The sequence below is a fragment of the Rhodococcus sp. 06-156-4 genome, from assembly GCF_002259345.1.
Taxonomy (GTDB): Bacteria; Actinomycetota; Actinomycetes; order Mycobacteriales; family Mycobacteriaceae; genus Rhodococcoides; species Rhodococcoides fascians_E.
In genome coordinates this window covers 146,470-164,268 of record NZ_NPGB01000027.1, presented here as the reverse complement: position 1 = coordinate 164,268, position 17,799 = coordinate 146,470, and the positions used below count along the sequence as shown (strand labels likewise).

The 17,799-nt window shown below is 64.8% G+C and carries 18 protein-coding genes; 9 read left to right on the top strand and 9 right to left on the bottom strand.

What is annotated here, in order from left to right:
- Window positions 1–2 precede the first annotated feature (2 nt).
- Both CH290_RS19545 and CH290_RS19540 read left to right on the top strand, forming a co-directional pair.
- Entirely contained in the window at window positions 3–314 is a 312-nt protein-coding gene (locus CH290_RS19545) for an ArsR/SmtB family transcription factor (RefSeq protein ID WP_033190287.1), read from the top strand.
- A gap of 42 nt (window positions 315–356) precedes the next feature.
- Window positions 357–1,520, top strand: a complete 1,164-nt coding sequence (locus tag CH290_RS19540) for a macrolide family glycosyltransferase (protein WP_033190288.1) — start codon at window positions 357–359, stop codon at window positions 1,518–1,520.
- Here CH290_RS19540 and CH290_RS19535 read toward each other — a convergent pair.
- From CH290_RS19535 to CH290_RS19515, 5 genes are read right to left on the bottom strand one after another with little or no spacing between them, the layout of a single operon-like run.
- Window positions 1,504–1,875 carry an Rv0313 family protein gene (locus tag CH290_RS19535; protein WP_020110368.1) on the bottom strand — a complete coding sequence of 124 codons (372 nt, stop codon included), beginning with the start codon at window positions 1,873–1,875 and terminating at the stop codon, window positions 1,504–1,506. The genes CH290_RS19540 and CH290_RS19535 overlap by 17 nt on opposite strands.
- A 26-nt stretch (window positions 1,876–1,901) precedes the next feature.
- Window positions 1,902–2,645, bottom strand: a complete 744-nt coding sequence (locus CH290_RS19530; RefSeq protein WP_019665266.1) for an AIM24 family protein — start codon at window positions 2,643–2,645, stop codon at window positions 1,902–1,904.
- Window positions 2,646–2,653: 8 nt separating this feature from the next.
- A complete protein-coding gene (locus tag CH290_RS19525) occupies window positions 2,654–3,331 on the bottom strand; it encodes an AIM24 family protein (protein ID WP_020110367.1) in 678 nt (225 codons plus the stop codon).
- Window position 3,332: 1 nt separating this feature from the next.
- Entirely contained in the window at window positions 3,333–3,956 is a 624-nt protein-coding gene (locus tag CH290_RS19520; RefSeq protein ID WP_371828038.1) for an AIM24 family protein, read from the bottom strand.
- Window positions 3,957–3,994: 38 nt separating this feature from the next.
- A complete protein-coding gene (locus CH290_RS19515) occupies window positions 3,995–4,975 on the bottom strand; it encodes an LLM class F420-dependent oxidoreductase (protein ID WP_026347813.1) in 981 nt (326 codons plus the stop codon).
- Window positions 4,976–5,085: 110 nt separating this feature from the next.
- On the opposite strand from CH290_RS19515, the gene CH290_RS19510 reads away from it, so the two are divergent.
- Window positions 5,086–6,306, top strand: a complete 1,221-nt coding sequence (locus CH290_RS19510) for a thiolase family protein (protein WP_033190289.1) — start codon at window positions 5,086–5,088, stop codon at window positions 6,304–6,306.
- Between the two features lie 47 nt (window positions 6,307–6,353).
- Entirely contained in the window at window positions 6,354–6,734 is a 381-nt protein-coding gene (locus tag CH290_RS19505; protein WP_020110364.1) for a VOC family protein, read from the top strand.
- Between the two features lie 16 nt (window positions 6,735–6,750).
- Here the strand turns inward: CH290_RS19505 and CH290_RS19500 are convergent, their stop codons facing one another.
- Entirely contained in the window at window positions 6,751–7,845 is a 1,095-nt protein-coding gene (locus tag CH290_RS19500) for a S1C family serine protease (RefSeq protein WP_033190290.1), read from the bottom strand.
- A 261-nt stretch (window positions 7,846–8,106) separates the two neighbouring features.
- Entirely contained in the window at window positions 8,107–9,954 is a 1,848-nt protein-coding gene (locus CH290_RS19495; protein WP_249277815.1) for an HNH endonuclease signature motif containing protein, read from the bottom strand.
- Window positions 9,955–10,117: 163 nt separating this feature from the next.
- Between CH290_RS19495 and CH290_RS19490 the strand changes: the two genes are divergently transcribed.
- The 3 genes from CH290_RS19490 to CH290_RS19480 all read left to right on the top strand — a co-directional run bounded on the left by CH290_RS19490 (window position 10,118) and on the right by CH290_RS19480 (window position 13,109).
- Window positions 10,118–11,461, top strand: a complete 1,344-nt coding sequence (locus tag CH290_RS19490; protein ID WP_230620950.1) for a sensor histidine kinase — start codon at window positions 10,118–10,120, stop codon at window positions 11,459–11,461.
- Between the two features lie 4 nt (window positions 11,462–11,465).
- Window positions 11,466–12,119: a response regulator gene (locus CH290_RS19485; protein ID WP_020112485.1), complete on the top strand. Its 654-nt coding sequence runs from the start codon at window positions 11,466–11,468 to the stop codon at window positions 12,117–12,119.
- A 75-nt stretch (window positions 12,120–12,194) separates the two neighbouring features.
- Window positions 12,195–13,109, top strand: coding sequence for a TIGR03564 family F420-dependent LLM class oxidoreductase (locus CH290_RS19480; protein ID WP_033189049.1), 915 nt, complete (start codon window positions 12,195–12,197; stop codon window positions 13,107–13,109).
- Here the strand turns inward: CH290_RS19480 and CH290_RS19475 are convergent.
- Window positions 13,096–14,616: a metallophosphoesterase gene (locus CH290_RS19475; protein ID WP_033189048.1), complete on the bottom strand. Its 1,521-nt coding sequence runs from the start codon at window positions 14,614–14,616 to the stop codon at window positions 13,096–13,098. The genes CH290_RS19480 and CH290_RS19475 overlap by 14 nt on opposite strands.
- Window positions 14,617–14,687: 71 nt before the next feature.
- A complete protein-coding gene (locus CH290_RS19470; RefSeq protein WP_019667005.1) occupies window positions 14,688–15,485 on the bottom strand; it encodes an IclR family transcriptional regulator in 798 nt (265 codons plus the stop codon).
- Between the two features lie 151 nt (window positions 15,486–15,636).
- Between CH290_RS19470 and CH290_RS19465 the strand changes: the two genes are divergently transcribed.
- A complete protein-coding gene (locus tag CH290_RS19465) occupies window positions 15,637–16,509 on the top strand; it encodes an isocitrate lyase/PEP mutase family protein (RefSeq protein ID WP_033189047.1) in 873 nt (290 codons plus the stop codon).
- Window positions 16,510–16,553: 44 nt separating this feature from the next.
- Window positions 16,554–17,798 (top strand): 3-isopropylmalate dehydratase large subunit, encoded by a 1,245-nt coding sequence (locus CH290_RS19460; RefSeq protein WP_033189046.1) that lies wholly within the window; start codon window positions 16,554–16,556, stop codon window positions 17,796–17,798.
- Window position 17,799 lies beyond the last annotated feature (1 nt).

Here is a 17,799-nt window from a genome sequence, read left to right as displayed (position 1 = left end):
CCATGGACGAGAACGGGCACCCCGAGGTGTCGGAGATGGAACTGGGCAAAGTCATGTCCGCGTTGGCAGATCCGTTGCGGAGGAAGGTGATCACCGAGCTGGTCGGCGACGACGACGGTGCCGAGCGAACGTGTATGTCGTTCGAGTTGGGCGTCACCAAATCGACTCTGACGCATCATTTTCGGGTTCTGCGCGAATCCGGGTTGGTGTTCCAGGTCGATCGGGGCAACAGTCGCAAGGTCACGCTGCGCAGGCCGGAACTGAACGAGCGGTTCCCCGGCCTGCTGGACCTCATCGCCAACGAGTCGCCGTAAATCGGGTAGCACCGCGCGAGAGCACGCGTTAGCGTCGTCGACATGCACATCGCGATGATCGGCACGACGGCGCCGAGCCACATCTACCCTTCTCTCGGCCTGATCGCCGAGTTGGTGCGCCGCGGGCATCGGGTCACGTACGCCGTCGGTGAACAGCTGGCCGGGCTGGTCGAACCCCTTGGGGTGGAGGTGGTTTCGTTCTCCTCCATCCTCCCGCAGGGTGAGGACGACTGGCCGGACGACCCGGCGTCGGCGATGCACGTGTTCCTGGACGAGGCGCTGGAATCCTTCGCCGGATTGGCGGCGTTCTACGACGAGGACCGCCCGGATCTGTTCCTGTACGACATCGGCGGTCTGGCGGCACCGGTGTTGGGTCGTCGCTACGACGTCAAGGCCGTCCAACTCTCACCCGCGATGGTCGCATGGGATGGATACGAGGACGATCTGTCCGAGATGCTCGGTCCACTACGAGCATCCGAGACGGGGCAGAAGTACCACGCCGCGTACTCGACATGGCTCACCGACAACGATATTCACGTCGACGCCTGGGACTGGATCTCCCATCCCGAACACGTTCTGTCGCTGATTCCGCGTGCGATGCAGCCCAATGCGGACCGGGTACCGGACCGGGTGCAGTTCGTCGGCCCGTGTCTCGATGCCGGGCGTCTTGCCGAGACAGGCTGGACGGCCCCGAATGCACGCGTTCTCTACATCTCGTTCGGTACCGGGTTCAACGAGCGGCCGGAGTTCTACCGCACTTGCATCGAGGCGTTCGGCGGAACGGACTGGCACGTGGTGATCTCCATCGGAAACCGTGTCGGCGCAGCGGAATTAGGAGACGTGCCGTCGAACATCGAGATCCATGCGCGCGTTCCGCAGCTCACGGTCCTGCGTGCCGCGTCGGTGTTCGTCACCCACGCAGGAATGGGCGGCTGCACCGAGGCACTGTGGTTCGAGGTCCCCACGGTCGCCATCCCGCAGGCGGTGGATCAGTTCGGAAACGCGTCGTTGCTCGAGGAACTCGGCGTCGGCGTCCAGCTCCAGAACGACGAGGTGACGGTGGAATCGCTGCGCAAGGCCGTCGAATCGGTTGCCGTATCACCCGAGGTACGCGCACGCTTGATCGAGATCGGTGCCGAGGTCCGCGCGCACGGCGGAATCGCCAAGGCGGCCGATGCGGTCGAGAGGTCTAGTCCAGCGCGCTGACACTCATTCCGTACGGCAAGAACCGAACCTTGCGCGTCGGGTCGGTGTTGTCCTTGTGTGCTCGCAGAGCGTCGAGTTCGGTGGCGAACACCTGGTCGATGGCAGCACCGTCGTCGGAGACGGTGTAGATGGTCCAGACGCCGTCGCCTTTGTCGCCGGTGGTCTCGGGCTCCGGAGCGGGCTTCCTCGTCGGCGCTGCCGCCTCACCGAAGAATGCACCCCATGGCCCGATCGCACCGGATTGGCCGATGATCTTGCCGACCTGGCCGACGACGTCACGCAGTCCGTCGCTCGCTTCCTTGGCGAAGCGATCGAAGTCTTCGGGGTCGATGTTGAACGGTCCGTTGTTGGTCATGTCTCCAGTGTGCGCCCGCTGCGGGATTACTGCTGAAGCCGTGCACCGATCGTGTTGTGCAGGGCCCGGAGACTGTTCTGACCGAGGGTGACGGTCTGCGACTCGATGTGGCGCAGCAGGTGACCGTCGTCGAGGACCTTTTCGCTGGACTGGATCAGCACGGTGCCTGCGCCGGTGAAGTCGAACTGGCGTTCTTCACCACTGTTCGCGCCGAGGAATCCGCGCGCTGCGCCCAGAAAGTTCTGCATCCAGCCTGCGTCGAAGTGATGCGATGGCGACGGGCAGTCGGCCCATCCGACGAGTGCTTCCGGGTCGATGCGCAGTGGAGGTTCGGCGAACATGACCTGCCCGTTCGACGACGCCAGGAACTTGCCGGTACCCAGCAAGGTCAGGAATCCAGGAACGATCGACTGCTTCAGATCGAGGGTCGGCTCGAACGCCAGGAGGTTGGACGCTCGGATGGTCAGATTGCCGTTGTCGAGGTCGTAGGAGTTGATGTTGAAGCCGCGGTCGCCGAGGATCAGCTTGCCCTGACCCTGTGCGAGCACCCAGTCGTTCGAGTACAGCGGCGAGGAGAATCGCGCGGCGACGATGGCAGGCATCGACGTCTGGCCGAGCGGTTCGAAGCGCACGTTGCCGTAATAGGCGATCATTGCGCCCTTCGAAGTGAACCAGGGCTGGCCGGCGAGTTCGACGCAGAAGGCATAGTCGTTGCCGGGGACGTTGTCGTTGACCGGGAGCGTGTGTGGGGTGTGGATCTCGAGGCTCATGTCAGCTCCTAGAACTTCTGCTCGGAGGCCTGGACCCAGACGGTCCCGAAGCCCGTCATCTTCAACTGGATGGCCTCGCCGCTGCCTTTACCGACTGCGTCACGCCATCCGACGTTGGCGGAGATGTCGACATCGATGTTGCCGATGTGACAGACGTACGCCTGGGGATCGACCACCACCTGGGGGTGCTCCGGCCCGACCTGCAGTGGAATGGCCCCGCCGTGAGACAGAACGGCAACGCTGCCCTGCCCGGTCAGCTGCGTGGTGAACAATCCCTGGCCGGTCATCGCTCCTCGAACTGCTCCGCGCACACCACCCTGTGAGGTGAGCGCGACGATCGAGCTCTGGAGGTAACCGTCGTGCACCAGCAGGCGGTCGGCTTCGACGGTCAGCATCGACGACCCGTCGAGGTGGATCACTTCGACGTACAGGCCCGCGTGGCCGTAGAAGACCTCACCCTGGCCTTCGGCCGCCATCATCGCGACGTGCTCGCCGGACATCATCCGGCCCGCCATCCCCGCCACGCCACCCATGGACGGCATGGCACCCGCCGATCCACCCATCGAGTGCGGGATGAAATGGACGTCGCCCGTGTAGTAGAGCATGGAACCCTTGCGCGCCAACACGTTCTGGCCCGGTGCGAGGGTCGACTTGACGACTTTGCTGTTGACGAGTTCCAGCGGCATGTCAGCGCTCCTCGGGCTGGATGTAGACGACGCCGTGGCCGTCGAAACGCAGCGAGAAGGCTTCGCCGCTGCCGCCTCCGATGGCGGATCGCCAGGTCACGTCCGTCACGAAGCTCTGGTTCAGCTGCCCGCGGTGGGCGACGAACGCGTCGGGATCGACGACGAGCGGGTACTGCGGGTCGACGGCCAGCGCGATGAGCGGCCCGCCCGCCGACAGCAGTGCGACCTGGCCGGTTCCGCTGACCACCGTCGTGAACAGTCCTTGGCCCGACGACGCTCCGCGGAGGCCGGAGAACTTGACCTCGGTCTTCAGCTGACCGGTGAGAGCCAGTAGCTGCGACGCTTCGACGTGCATGGAGTCACCGGAGATGTCGACGATGGTGACGTCCTGGGCGTCGACGGCAAAATAGACGGTGCCTTTACCGGAAACCTCCATCAGAGAGAGGGATTCGCCCGTCACCTTCTGCTTGAGCGCAGCGCGCAGACCTCCACCACCGCCCATTCCGGCGTTCTTGAAGGCGACGTCGCCCTCGTACGCGACCATCGATCCGGTGATCGCGCGCAGCGAGTCACCGTTCAGATTCGCGACGAGCACTCGGTGCCCGTTCAAAGTCAGCTGAGCCACGGGGGAACTATGCCACGCGCAGTTCCCCCGTGCCAGCTTTACCCGACGAGCGGCTTCAGGGTTTTACCTGCAAGTTCGACGACGCCGGGCTCGTGTCCATTGGTGACCAGATTGATGATGATTCCGTCGATACCGTGGTCGAGAACGCGCTTCTGGATCTGCCCGGCGATGTCGTCGGGAGTGCCGCAGAAGATGCGATCGGTGGCGGCCGCGGCATCGTCGTCGGACAGGTTGGACACGTCGACGCCGGTGGAGAGCAGGTAGTCGTTCCTCAGCTTCACTGCCTTGTCGCCGTCCTCGTCGATGATGACGAACGCGAGGAAGCTGGTTTCGAGATCCTTGGGATCGCGGTCCACCTCTTCGCAGCGCGCTTCGACGGCTGCGACCTTGCGCGGCAATTCGCTTGCGTTGCAGATGATGTTGAGGTGATCCGCGAACTGCGCCGCGAGACCGAACGTCTTCTTCTCGCCGCCGCCGCCGAGCATGATGGGCAGATCGTCGCGGATGCGAGGCTCGTTGATTGCGTTCTCGACCTGGTACCAGAGGCCGTCGAACGTCGGTCGCTGACCGCGAAGCATGGGTTCGATGATCTGGAGGGCTTCGTCGAGACGCTCGAAACGGTCCGTGAACGTGCCGAACTCGAGCCCGAAGCTGGTGTGCTCCAGTTCGAACCAGCCCGCACCGATGCCGAGGATCGCGCGTCCGCCGCTGACGACGTCGAGCGTGGTGACGGTCTTGGCGAGTATTGCCGGGTTCCGGTAGGTGTTGCCGGTGACGAGGGCCGACAGCTGGATGGTCTCCGTGGCACTGGCCAGCCCCGAGAGGGCGGAGTACGCCTCGAGCATCGGCTCGTCCGGCTTGCCGATCCCGGGGAGTTGGTAGAAGTGGTCCATGACGAACGCGGTGTCGAATCCCGCGGCTTCTGCCTCGCGCGCCTGCGCGATGACCGTGGGGAACAGTTCCTTGACGGAACCTTCGTAGCTGAAATTGGGCATCTGGTAACCGAGACGAATAGTCACGTACTGAACGCTACTCCCGTCGGTGACGTATGCCACCTGGACGAGTTGACTATGCAAAGATATAGTCAGGCTAGCTAGGGTAAACCAAAGCCAGTCGAAGGGGTCTTGCCATGTCACACACATTCGGCCGCGACGCAGTCATCGTCGAGGCGGTCCGTACTCCGGTCGGTAAAGGCAAGGCCAGCGGGGCGCTGCACGGTGTGCATCCAGCCGATCTGCTGGCGCACAGCCTCCGGGCCGTCGTCGAACGAAGCGGGATCGACCCGGCGATGATCGACGACGTCATCACCGGGGCGGTCACGCAGGTGGACGAACAAGCCTTCAACATCGCTCGGACGGCACTGCTGGCTGCCGGTTATCCCGAGTCCGTGCCCGGCACCACGGTGGACCGCCAATGTGGAAGCAGCCAGCAGGCAGTGCATTTCGCCGCGCAGGGTGTCATGTCCGGTGCGTACGACATCGTCGTTGCTGCCGGCGTCGAATCCATGGGACGTGTGCCGATGGGTTCCAACATCAGGCCGGGATCCAACGTCAGGCCGGGTTCCAACATCAGGCCGGGTTCCGATCCGCGAGGGATCGGCTTCAGTGAACGATACGCCGAAGGGCTTGTGGCGCAGGGTCACAGCGCCGAGCTGATCGCAGCGAAGTGGGGATTCGACCGGACCGCTCAGGACGAGTTCGCATTGAACAGTCATGCCAAGGCCTACGCCGCCGCCACCGGAGGCAGGTTTTCGAAAGAATTGGCACCCCTGGCGGAGTTGGATCACGACGAGATCATCCGTAGCGGCGGAACGCTGGAATCGATGGCTGCTCTACGGCCGGCATTCGTCGATGATGCAGTAGGTGAACGCTTCCCACAGATCGACTGGTCCGTCACCGCCGGGAACAGTAGTCCGCTCAGCGACGGCAGCGCCGCTTTGCTGATCACGACGAGCGAGATCGCCACGCGCTTGGGGTTGAAGCCTCTCGCGCGCCTGCACAGCGTCGCTGTCGTCGGATCCGATCCGTTGTACATGCTCACCGGCGTCATTCCAGCGACCGAGAAGGTGTTGAAGCGGGCGGGCCTGGGCCTGGCCGACATCGATCTGTTCGAGGTGAACGAGGCCTTCGCTTCGGTGGTTCTGGCATGGCAGAAGGAAACCGGTGCAGACTCGTCCCGGGTGAACGTCAACGGCGGAGCCATCGCGATCGGCCACCCACTCGGGGCAAGCGGAGCACGAATCATGACGACGTTGGTCAACGCCATGGAGCAGAACGATGCCCGATTCGGTCTGCAGACGATGTGCGAAGCAGGCGGGCTCGCGAACGCGACGATTCTGGAACGGGTCTGAAGCAGGTTTTCGCTGCAGAACACGTGCATCGGGTGAACAATCGGACCATGCCGACACTCGAACTCACAGGACCACCGTTCTCCGGATTCGCCGTCGACGACATGGAGGCGGCCCGAGCGTTCTACGCGGACACGCTCGGGCTGACCGTCGAGACAGGTGAGATGGGCATGCTCCACCTTCGCCTGAGCGACGCCGTCGAGATTCTGATCTACCCGCGGGAGCGGCACGAACCCGCGCCGTACACCATTCTCAACTTTCCGGTCGCGGACATCGACGCCGCCGTCGACGCGTTGACGGCCGAAGGAGTTGTCTTTCAGCAGTATCCGGACATGGGAACCGACGAGAAGGGGATCTTCCGCCACGGCGGACCGCTGATCGCCTGGTTCACCGACCCGTCCGGCAACATCCTGTCCGTGTTGCAGGCGTGAACACTGCGGGTGCGAATCAGGCGGTGGGAGTTCCCAGCTCGAGCGTCACGGGTTGCTCCTGACGAATACCCTGCTCGGTCACCCACTCGAGACGCATCGTCTCCCCCGGCCTGCGCCCGATCATCTCCGCCGACATGTCCTTCGAGGATCGAACAGGTCTGCCGTCGACGGAGACGATCACATCGCCGTCGGCCAGGCCGGTTCTCATTGCGGGAGAGTCGTTCTGAACAGACGTCACCGCAGCTCCCTGCGACGGGCCCGCCGAACGGAAAGCCGACACGTCCCGGATCGACACCCCGAGATACGGCGTCGGGCCGACGTGAACAGTCCCACCCGAGCGCCCGGTGCGCACCTGTTCGACGACGGCCATCGCGTCGTCGATCGGGATGGCGTACGCCTCCGGAGCTTGCGTGGCTCTGGCGTCGTCCGAGAGCCCGGCCGCGTCCACTCCGATGACGTCTCCCCAGGCGTCGACGAGCGGTCCGCCCGAGTCGCCGGCGCGAACGTCGGCGTCGATCTGAATCATCCCGGTCAGCTCGTTGCTGGTTCCGTCGACCGAGTTCTGCGCGGTGACAACCCGATCCAGTGCGACGATTCTCCCCGGCGCCGGGACGAGAATTCCGCCGCCTGCCGCATTCCCGACGGCTGTGACCGCGTCACCGACCGCGAGGTCGGCCGAGGACCCGATGGGCGCCGGCGGGAGATCCGACGCGGTCGCCAACTCCAGTACCGCAAGGTCACGGGACTTGTCGTAGCCCAGCACCGACGCGTCGTAGATCAGTCCGTTGCCCATGTGCACGGCAGTCACATCCGTCGCCTGTTCGACGACGTGGAAGTTCGTCAGAACCAACCCGTCCGCGCCGACGACGAATCCCGTTCCGGCCACTCCGTACGTGCCGAACTCGGCGGAGATCGTGACCACCGTCGGATCCACGCGGGCGGACAACTGCTCCGGTGTGAGCGGGGGCCCCGCGGGCGCTGGTGGTGGTGCCGGAGGCAACGCAACCGGAGGCTGAACAGCGTCGAACCCACCCGGCGCCAGCTGGGGTGCCAGCGCCGTCGCCGCGAGCGTCAGCACCACCACGGTCACCGCCCGACCAGCTGCCTGCATAGCCTCCGATTATGGCCGCCCGTCGACGAAAATACGCCTGTCTCAGCAGCTGCATTCTGCTGCTGCCGGTCTGGTAGACCCACTGCTTGCTGGAACAGCACTGCTGCCCGCCAGGCTCGACTCGCTGACTGTACTGGCCGCCGCTCCGCCCGTGTTCTCTTACGCCTCGAACTGCGCCCCCGTTCGTTCGGCCTTGCTGTTGCGGGCATGACTGTGCGCGGCACACGTGGAGCGTGTGTGCCGCTGGCAGCCTGCTGGTGGTCATCGACCTGGTGGTGGGTCCTGTTCCGCTGGGCTCGCTTCAGGGGTGCTTGGTGTGGGGGTGCTCGGTGTGGGGGTGCTCGGTGTGGGTGGGTGTGTGGGTTGTCCGTCCTGGGGTCGGATGGCGCCGTTTCGAGTGGTGCCGGTCGTGTCGGTGATGCCGGTGGTGTGGGTCGTGTGGTTTTCGAGTCCGGGTAGGGGTGTGTCGGAGGAGACGATGTACTCCCCCGGGTGATGGAAGTGATTGACCCGCCCGCGGCGCTGGGGGTCGACCGAGACCGGTGAATGCCACAGTGTCCGCCCGGGGTAGGGGTGATCGGGTCCGGCTTTCGTCGTCGCCCACTCGTTGTCTCCGGGTCCGACGAGTGGGTGGTGGATATCGCAGCCGAATGTCAGATCCCCGATGTCGGTGCGCCCGCCCTGCGCCCATTCTTCGATGTGGTGGGTTTGCGATCGCGTCGCCGGACGGGTGCAGCCGGGGAAACTGCAGCCGCGGTCGGCGGCGATGAGCACGATGCGTTGATCGGCGGAGGCGAGTCGTTTGGTGCGGGCCAGGTGCAGGGGCCGGCCGTCGTCGTCGAAGAGCGCGAGGTACTGCTCCGCGTGGGAGGCCATTCGGATCGCATCACGCATCCGGATGGTGGTCCCGGCCGCGGTGACTGCATGCCCGGTACCCGCTTGCAGGTCCTTCCACTGCATGACGATCACCGCGGTGACCGGCAGCCCGCGGTGACTACCGAGCTTGCCGGACGCCAACATCTGCCGCGTGATCGCCTTGAGCGCATCATGCTGTCGACGTCCCACACTGCGACGATCCCGCCGCGCCCGCTCGACCAGGTCAGGATGGTCCTCCGAACTCGCCGAACCCTCGACGTTGCCGCCGCCGCCACTACCGCCGTCATCACTGCCCCCAGTGTCTTCGCCTCTGCCACCACTGTCGCTGCCGCCGCCGAACAGTGTCGGTTCGGTCGATGCTGCGTCGGCTGTGCCTGCCTGCGGTGTGGGTTCGGGTGGGTCGGTGAGGGGTGAGGCGTCGTCGGGGTCGAGCATGCCGGGTTTGGCCCATTTCTCGAAGATCGCTTCCATGTATGCACCGGTTTCGGGGTCGACGACGAAGCTGCCTTTGCGTAGACCGTCGGGCCCGGGTTTGCCCATCTTCACGTAGCAGCGCTCGGCGAGAGTGCTCTCGTCGGTCAGATCCCCGTCCGGGTCGAGCAGGTCGTACAACCGGCGCGCGGCGGCCGCGAACTCGTCCGGACCGAGCTCGCGAGCCAGCTGCGCCAACTGCCGCTCCGCGCTCGCCCGCGTCTCGACATCGCTTTTGCTGCCCAGGCGCCGGAAGAACTTGCGGATCACCTCCTGCGGTTCCTCGTCGAGCACCCCCTCCTGCGCGGCAGCAGCCGTCGCGGGCAGTTCCGGGGCCAGACGTTCCCCCGTCATCGCTGTGCGGGTACCGAGGGTCTCCGCCAAACGGATACGCTGCCCAGCCCGCCTGCGGGAGATCCGCAGCAACACCGCCAGAGCGTCGGGGACCGATCCCCAGATGTCGTCGAGACCACGCAGATCCATCAGATCCGCCAGCCAGGTGTGCGACTGCCCGAACAACGACCGCGTCACCGCCTCGGTACGCACCAACACCGCACGCTGATCCGCCGTGCTGGCGCCGCGCATGTTCATCCGACTCAGAATCTCCACCTGACGCTCCAACGTCGCCACCACCTGAGCCAGATACGCCGCCTCGATCGGCAACACCGACCCCGTACTGTCGACCGCCGAGTCACCGACCGCCGCGTCACCGACCGCCGAGTCACCGACCGCTGTCCCCGAACCCTCATCCCCCATGAGCATGACACCACCATAACCAGACCCACCGACAAGTTTTCGAACACACGTTCCCATGAATAACGCTGTGCAAGTTGAACTTTGAACGACCCGTGGTGTAGCTGGCCACACCTTCGGCATGGTGGCCCGCACCCTCGATTCGTCGGCCCTGACAGGCAAGGCTGAGTGCATGACAACTCTGGTGGAGATCGAGGCAGTGGATACTGAATCAGCCGGAACGGGAGAGAGGGCGAGATCGATGACGAGCCTGATACTGCGCGCGCCGATCGACGGCCGCACCTGGCGCGAGGGCGGCTATCTTCTGGTGAGCTCGATGCTGGGAGCGCTGGGTGCTGCGTATCTGTTCGTCGGGTTCATGTTCGGAACGGTCCTCGTCGTACTGCTGGTGGGTATTCCGATCTTGGCTGCGGTCATTGTCGGAGCGCGTGCGTGGGGTGTTGCGTTCCGTCTGCTGTCGGATCGACTTCTGGGTACGCACGTGCCTGCGCCGCAGCCGTTTCGGTGGCAGGGCGTGGTCGGGTCACTGGCCGCTGCCTTGACCGATCGGGCGGGATGGCGCGCGATCTTGTTCATGGTCATTCAGTCGGTCGTGGCGCTGGCGAGCGTATTCGGAGCATTTCTCTTTCTTGTCATCGCGCTCGCGATGGCGTTGTCTCCGGTCGTCGGAGTTGTCTTCGATCCGACTCAGCTCGACAGCGACGGCAACGTGCGGCATTCGTTCGTGTCGTTCGGCTCCGTCTACTTCGACACCTGGCCGCAGATGATCGTGCTCGTTCTGCTCGGAATCGTGTGCCTCTTCGTTGCACCGTGGCCGATCAGACTGCTGGCCGGTGTCGAGCGCTTCCTGATCGAGGCCTTGCTCGGTGAAAGCGAGTACGATGTGCGGGTCGCGCAACTGGAGACGACTCGCGCTGTGGCGGTCGATGATTCGGCCGCGACGTTGCGCCGGGTGGAACGAGATCTGCACGACGGAACCCAGGCACGTCTGGTGACGATGGCAATGGCCTTGGGGCGAGCCGAGGACAAACTCGCACGAGGCGAGGACGCGACAGAATTGATCACCGCCGCCCACGGCACGGCCAAGGACGCGCTTCGCGAACTCAGGGAGGTCGTTCGCGGTATCCACCCGCCGGCATTGGATCTCGGGCTCGAGGCGGCACTGAAGACACTCGCGGCTCGGTCGGCCGTGCCGACCGTGCTCTCGGTTCACCTGGGGTCCAGGCCCAGCAGGAGTGTCGAAACGATCGCGTACTTCAGTGTGGCGGAACTCCTGACCAACATCGTCAAGCACGCTCATGCGTCGACCGCATGGATCTCGGTCCGTGAGGAGCAGAACCGGGTTGTCGTCGCCGTGCGGGACAACGGAATCGGCGGAGCCGTACCCGGTGCCGGAACAGGAATCACCGGGCTGGAGTCGAGAGCATCGACGGTCGACGGAACGATGACAGTGGCCAGTCCGGCAGGTGGACCGACGGTCGTGACCCTGGTGCTGCCGATGACCGAGAAAGGATGATGTCGTGAGAATCGTCATCGCCGAGGACAACGTCATCCTGCGGGATGGTCTGGCGCAGCTGCTGATCGAACGTGGCAACGAGGTGTGTGCGGCAGTCGGAAACGCCGAGGCGCTGGAGGCCGCCGTCGACGAGCATCGTCCCGACGTCGCGATCATCGACATCAGGATGCCGCCGAGCTTCACCGACGAGGGCCTCGTCGCGGCAGTGGCACTTCGACGCCGACGCCCGGAGACGGGGGTCATGGTCTTCTCCCAGTGGGTCGAGACGCGCTATGCGGCAGAGCTGTTGGCGGACAGGGCGTCGGGAGTCGGGTATCTGCTGAAGGATCGTGTCGCCGACGTCGGCGAATTCGTCGAGGCGTTGGCTCGCGTCGCGGCGGGCGGCACCGCTCTCGATCCCGAGGTGATCACCCAGTTGATGGGCGCCAGCAAGCGGCGGACGTCGTTGGACAGGTTGACACCCCGTGAACGGGAGGTGCTCGCATTGATGGCACAGGGTTTGACGAACTCTGCGGTGGCGTCCAAGCTGACAGTCTCCGAGCGGGTCGTCGAGAAGCATGTGGGCAATGTCTTCGCCAAGTTCGATCTGCCTCCCTCGGACGCGCAGCACCGTCGAGTGCTGGCCGTGCTCGAGTATCTGGACGGTGTTCGGACGTGAACGCGGATTGAAATCAGGCTGAGCGAAAGTCGCGAACCGGGAATCCAGGGGCCTCGCCGACGGGTTGTCGGAAGAATGACTATCGGAGTTGCGCTCAGCACCAGTGACGAGGGAAATGCGGTCGACGACGTGGTCCGTCAGGCGACGGTCGCGGCGTCCGCGGGATTCGATTCCGCGTGGTTCGGGCAGAGGTTCGACTACGACGCGATCACCCTGGCCGGAATCGTCGGACGGGAGGTTCCCGCGCTGAAGGTCGGTACCTCGGCTGTCCCGATCTTCGCGCGTCATCCGCTGTTGGTGGTGTCGCAGGCGCAAACCGTACAGGCTGCGACTCAGGGGCGGTTCCAGCTCGGTCTGGCACTGGGCGCACCCGACCTCGTCGAGCGAGCGTTCGGCGTGACCTACTCGAAACCCGTCGACCGGGTTCGTGAATTCCTCACCGTCGCCAGATCGCTCGTGGAGACGGGAACCGCCGATCATCACGGCGAGTTCATCACCGCCGCGCCGCCGTTGCCGACCACCGTGGCCGGCGCCGGCACGGATCTACCATTGCTCGTCGCTGCGATGGGACCGCGGGCGCTACGGGCCAGCGGGGAACTCGCCGACGGCATCCTGCCCTTCCTGGCCGGTCCGCGGGTACTCGAGACGAGCATCGTTCCCCAGGTGAACAAGGCTGCCTCCGGCGCAGGCCGGAAACCGGTCCGCGTCATCGCGTTCGTTGCCGCGCTCGTCACCGACGACGTGGACGCCGGCCGGGCCGCCGCCGAGGATGCCATGTCCTTCTACGATGCCATCCCGTCGTATCAGCGGGTGGTGGCCGAGGAAGGGGTGGAGCGGGCGGCCGAATTGGTACTGGTCGGATCCGCAGCCGACGTGAAGGCAGGAATTCAGCGCTACTACGATGCAGGTGCGACGGAAGTCGTTGTCACGCAATCAGGTCTGCTCGGCCCACGTACACAGGAAGACACCTGGGCGGCTATCGCGCGCTGACGGCTCGGGGAACGTCGGCGCGGAGTGTGAAGTCGGTGACGAATTCTCCGTCCTCGGGGACGAATCGGCGTCGGGGATCGTAGTTCTCCACGTCGAACCGATTCAGAGCAGGTGAATGTGTCGTGACGGCCATCTGTCCGCCGTCGACGTCGAACTGCAGGAGGCGTTGGAAGCCTGTGGCGCGTTCGCCGTCGACCTCGAAGTACTGGTAGTCGGCGAGGAGTTGGACGACGGTGCGGCCGGTGTCGTCGACCTCTCTGTCGACGACGGTGGCCTGCCCGTCGACATGCCCCGACAACACGAGGAACACCGATTCGTACGGCTTCACGAGGCGGTTCCAGATCTGTTGACCCGAGCTGGCGCCGATGTCGCCGAAGGCCATCAGCTTCTTCTCGCCGCCTTCGTCCAGGTAGTAGTGGGTGCCGATCACGACGTTCCGATCCGGATGATCGTCGAGAACCTGCTCGGCCCACTTCATGACCTTCTCGGGCGGGTTGTATCCGATGTAGAGCATCAGGAACTTCGCGCCTGCGATGTCGATCAGGTCGTAGTGTGCCGAATTGTCCTCGGCCGTGAACGAATCACCCCACCACGGCTGATCTCGGTATCGCTGAGGGCCGAAGTATTCGTTGTACAGAGCGTGGTTCTGCTCGTGCATTCCGGGCACCAGTTTGCCCGCGACATTCCACAGGTTGTCGTGGTTGCCGGGGAGCACCCCGTGCGGAACACCCGCATCCTCCAGCCGCTTCATGGACTCGCTCGCAGCCTCGAATTCGATGCGCGACTGCGCATCCGGACGGCCGGGGCTGATCCAACTCTGGATGATGTCCCCCGTGTGCATGCTGTAGTCGATGCCGTACTTCTCGGCATTGTCGACGGTCCACTGCGTCATGTCGTCGTAGACGGTGGGATCGTCCCGCGAGATGTACTGGGTGTCACTGATGTGTTGCAGCGCGAAGTCGTAGGTGCCCGGCTCGGCGAAAGCGCCGTCGGGAGAGGCGTTGTCGTCGACGAAGGACCGATCGGCGCGGGGGCTGTCGATGATCATCACCTCGACGTCGCCGTCGATTCCCGTCACGGGCGCCGCGAGAGTGATGTCGCCCCCGCTGGTGTCGGGGCGGGCGACGGCGACGGCCTGCCCCCAGGAGTCCGACCCGGGTGCGCGCACATGCATTGCAAGATCGTTGGTGTTGACGGAGGTGCCGTTCCACGTGAGAACAGCGGACTCGACTCCGGGGGCGAACGTCGCGGTGTAGCGGAGGTACGGGAATTCGTCCCACGCCGATGTTCGGGAGGCGGAGCCCGACGACTCCTCGACACTCGCGGTGCCGTCGCCCACTCCGGCGACCATGTCGGCGGACAGCGCCTCCGGAACGGAGGTGAGTCCGAGGGCGGGTACCGCCGTGGCGGGTGCCTGCGACCGGATCTCGCCGGGGGCGGCCACGGCGTCGGCGCCGACGAGAGCACACGCGAGCAGGAGAGATCCGATGGTCGGGGCGGCCTTCACTCTGTCCAGGCTACCGACGCTCGGGAGTAGGTGTCGGGGGCGAGAGTGACGGGCCGATCACGGACCGAACGTCACGTTCGCTGAGGTAACGCCTCGGCAGCACGAGTCAGCCGGGTGGCAGCGTCGCGAACGCGTTCGATCTTCCGGTCCAGGGCTTCGCCTTCGAATGCCTCGACTCGACCGCCGATGCTGATGGAGGCCACGACGGCTCCTCCTCGTCCGAGGATCGGGGCGGCGACAGCGGCGACGCCGGTCAGGTAGTCGGAATTGCTCACGGAATATCCGGCAGTTCTGACGGCGTCGAGGTGCTCGCGCAGGCGGGTTGCGTCGGTGACGGTGTGTTCGGTGAATGCGTGCAGATCGCTCTGTATCCACTTGTCACGCAACGTGTCCGAGTTGGCGAGCATCACGATGGGGCCTGCAGCAGCGTGGTAGGGCAGCACCGAGCCGATGTTGATGCCCGCGACCACCAACGGATTGTTCCCTTCGAGCCGATCGATGCACACGGCACCTTCCTCGGCGGGAACCATCAGGTAGGCGGTGTCCCCGAATGCGTCGGCGAGTTGGGTCATGTACGGCCGCGCTGCCGTTCGGATGTCCAGGTTCACCAATGCCGCCGAGCCGATTTCGAACACCGGCATCGCGACGCGGTATGCCCCGTCCGCCGTCCGGTCGATCCACCCAGCGTGAACGAGAGTGGTCATCAAGCGATGCACCGTCGTCTTGTTCATCTCGCTCGCCGCGGTCAGATCTCCGAGAGTCCAGACCGGGCGGGAGGCGTCGAAATGCTCCAGCAGAGTGCATGCCTTGAGGACGGCTCCGACGATGTCCCGTCCCGCCTGGGTGTCGGACTGGAAGGGCGCAGCCACTGGTTACTCGCTTTCGGGGGTAGTCCGTGATCGGTCTGGCCATCATACGAACCGGCGTCTTCGGGGTGCCGTGTTGACATGTGACCCGGACCACTCTAGCTTCGTATCACGAAATACGGAACTCATTCCGCAATACGGAACGGACTCAGTGATGACGGCTTCGACACCCACCCTCAAGGACCTCACCTCCGCCGGACTCGTCTACGCCCCCGGGGTGTGGGACGGTCTGACGGCCAAGCTCGCCGAGCAGGCCGGATTCGACGCACTGTGCGCGTCGGGATTCGCGGTGTCCGCTGCGCTCGGACTCCCCGATGCCGAGCTGTACACCATGACGGAGAACCTTCAGGCCATCAGGACCATCCGGGAAACCTCGAAACTTCCCCTGGTCGCGGACATCGACACCGGCTACGGCAACGCCGTCAATGCTGCACGAACCGCGACGAAGTTCGTCGACGCAGGCGTGCAAGGAATGTTCATGGAGGACCAGGTGTCTCCCAAGTCCTGCCCCATCTGCGTCGGCGACCCGGTGGCACTGGTCGACGTCGAAGAGGCGACGGGCAAGATCCGTGCCGTGCGAGACTCCACACCCGACACGGTGCTGCTCATCGCGCGCACCGATGCTCGGGGCGACGACGCGATCCGTCGTGCGCAGGCATACGTCGAGGCGGGCGCGGACATGATCATGCCCGTCACCAAGACGTTCGAGACCATCGAGGAATGGGAGCGTTGCCACGACGAGGTAGGCGTTCCACTGATGGCCACGCTGACGGCATCGACCTGGACCGAACGCGACTTCACTCCGGAAGTGCTGGAGCGCATCGGAGTTCGACTCGCCCTCTTGCCGACGCAGGTTCTCATGGCGGCAACCGGCGCCGCGCAAACGGCACTGCGGCGCCTCGCCGGGGGCGAAGCTCCCGCCGCGGTCAGCGCCGACGCACTGTCGCACCACGAATTCGTCGACCTCATCGGCTTCTCCGACGTCGAAGCCAAACAGCGCAAATACCTCCCCGAGGCCGTCAAATGAGTCCCCACCCGACGAGTCCCCACCCGACGAGTCCCGGCTACACCATGACCGAGAAAATTCTGGCTCGCACCTGCGACAGCGAGACGGTACGCGCGGGTGAGAATCACCCGGTCCGTCCGGCCCGCATGATCGCCTACGACTTCCCCGGGTACACCGACGTGATGTTCCGTCAGATGCGGGAGGACTTCGGCATCACCGAGCTCGAGGATCCGAGTCGGTACGTAGTGTTCATCGACCACATGTTGACGAAGAACAACGACAAAGAAGCCGAGGTCCACAAGGTCACGCGTGAATGGTGCGAGTTCTACGGGATCGAACTGCACGAAGGCCGCGGAATCGGGCACCAGCTGACGGCCGAACTGGGACTGGCGATTCCGGGCGACTTCCTCGTTCATTTCGACGGCCACATCAGCGGCGTCGGAGCGTTCGGAGCGCTCGGGTGGGGAATCCGCCGCGATCTCATCGAGGCATGGGTGACCGGGAAGGTGTACGTCGACATTCCAGCCACCACACGGTTCGATCTCGTCGGTGAATTCTCCCCGGGCGTGGACAGCAGAGACCTCGTCCACACCATCATCGATCTCGTCGGCGCCGACGGATGCGCACACCAGGTCATGGAATTCGGCGGTCCCGGCGCTCGGTCGATGAAGATCGATCACCGTCAAGGACTGTGCGGCATGGCAATGTTCACCGGTGCAGTGTCCGCGGTGTTCGAGCCGGACGAGACGTCGTTGGCGTACGCGAACACGGTTGCACGCCGGAGCTTCGAGCCGGTTCACCCCGACGCCGACGCCGTGTACGCGGCCCGGCACACCATCGATCTGTCGGAGGTCGTCCCCCGCGTCGTACAGCCAGGCTCGGCGCGCGCCGCGAACACCATGACCGCGAAGGAGGCCGCCGGAACGCCGATCACCAAGGCCTTCATCGGATCCTGTGCGAGCGGGCGCATCGAAGACCTTCGTGCCGCGGCCCTGGTGCTCGACGGCAACACCATCGCCCCCGGCGTCGAACTGAACGTCGTCCCGACCTCGCAGCAGGTACACGAGCAGGCCGAGCGCGAGGGAATTCTGGACGTACTCCGATCCGCAGGGGCCACCATCGGGGTGTCGAGCTGCGACTTCTGCTTCGGCTATCAGAAGCCACTCCAGGCAGGTGAGAACTGCATCTCCACGGGAGTTCTCAACATCTCCGGCCGGATGGGTAGTTCCGACGCGAACATCTACATGGGATCGCCGTACACGGTTGCGGCGAGTGCCCTGGCCGGAACCGTTCGAGAATGGAGTTCATGAC

What these genes read in the sequence shown, in the direction of transcription:
- CH290_RS19530 (WP_019665266.1), bottom strand. Translation starts at nt 2,645, where the DNA reads ATGAGCCTCGAGATCCACACCCCACACACGCTCCCGGTCAACGACAAC.
- CH290_RS19495 (WP_249277815.1), bottom strand. Translation starts at nt 9,954, where the DNA reads ATGCTCATGGGGGATGAGGGTTCGGGGACAGCGGTCGGTGACTCGGCG.
- CH290_RS19505 (WP_020110364.1), top strand. Translation starts at nt 6,354, where the DNA reads ATGCCGACACTCGAACTCACAGGACCACCGTTCTCCGGATTCGCCGTC.
- CH290_RS19490 (WP_230620950.1), top strand. Translation starts at nt 10,118, where the DNA reads ATGACAACTCTGGTGGAGATCGAGGCAGTGGATACTGAATCAGCCGGA.
- CH290_RS19525 (WP_020110367.1), bottom strand. Translation starts at nt 3,331, where the DNA reads ATGCCGCTGGAACTCGTCAACAGCAAAGTCGTCAAGTCGACCCTCGCA.
- CH290_RS19510 (WP_033190289.1), top strand. Translation starts at nt 5,086, where the DNA reads ATGTCACACACATTCGGCCGCGACGCAGTCATCGTCGAGGCGGTCCGT.
- CH290_RS19460 (WP_033189046.1), top strand. Translation starts at nt 16,554, where the DNA reads ATGACCGAGAAAATTCTGGCTCGCACCTGCGACAGCGAGACGGTACGC.
- CH290_RS19535 (WP_020110368.1), bottom strand. Translation starts at nt 1,875, where the DNA reads ATGACCAACAACGGACCGTTCAACATCGACCCCGAAGACTTCGATCGC.
- CH290_RS19545 (WP_033190287.1), top strand. Translation starts at nt 3, where the DNA reads ATGGACGAGAACGGGCACCCCGAGGTGTCGGAGATGGAACTGGGCAAA.
- CH290_RS19540 (WP_033190288.1), top strand. Translation starts at nt 357, where the DNA reads ATGCACATCGCGATGATCGGCACGACGGCGCCGAGCCACATCTACCCT.
- CH290_RS19465 (WP_033189047.1), top strand. Translation starts at nt 15,637, where the DNA reads ATGACGGCTTCGACACCCACCCTCAAGGACCTCACCTCCGCCGGACTC.
- CH290_RS19500 (WP_033190290.1), bottom strand. Translation starts at nt 7,845, where the DNA reads ATGCAGGCAGCTGGTCGGGCGGTGACCGTGGTGGTGCTGACGCTCGCG.
- CH290_RS19480 (WP_033189049.1), top strand. Translation starts at nt 12,195, where the DNA reads ATGACTATCGGAGTTGCGCTCAGCACCAGTGACGAGGGAAATGCGGTC.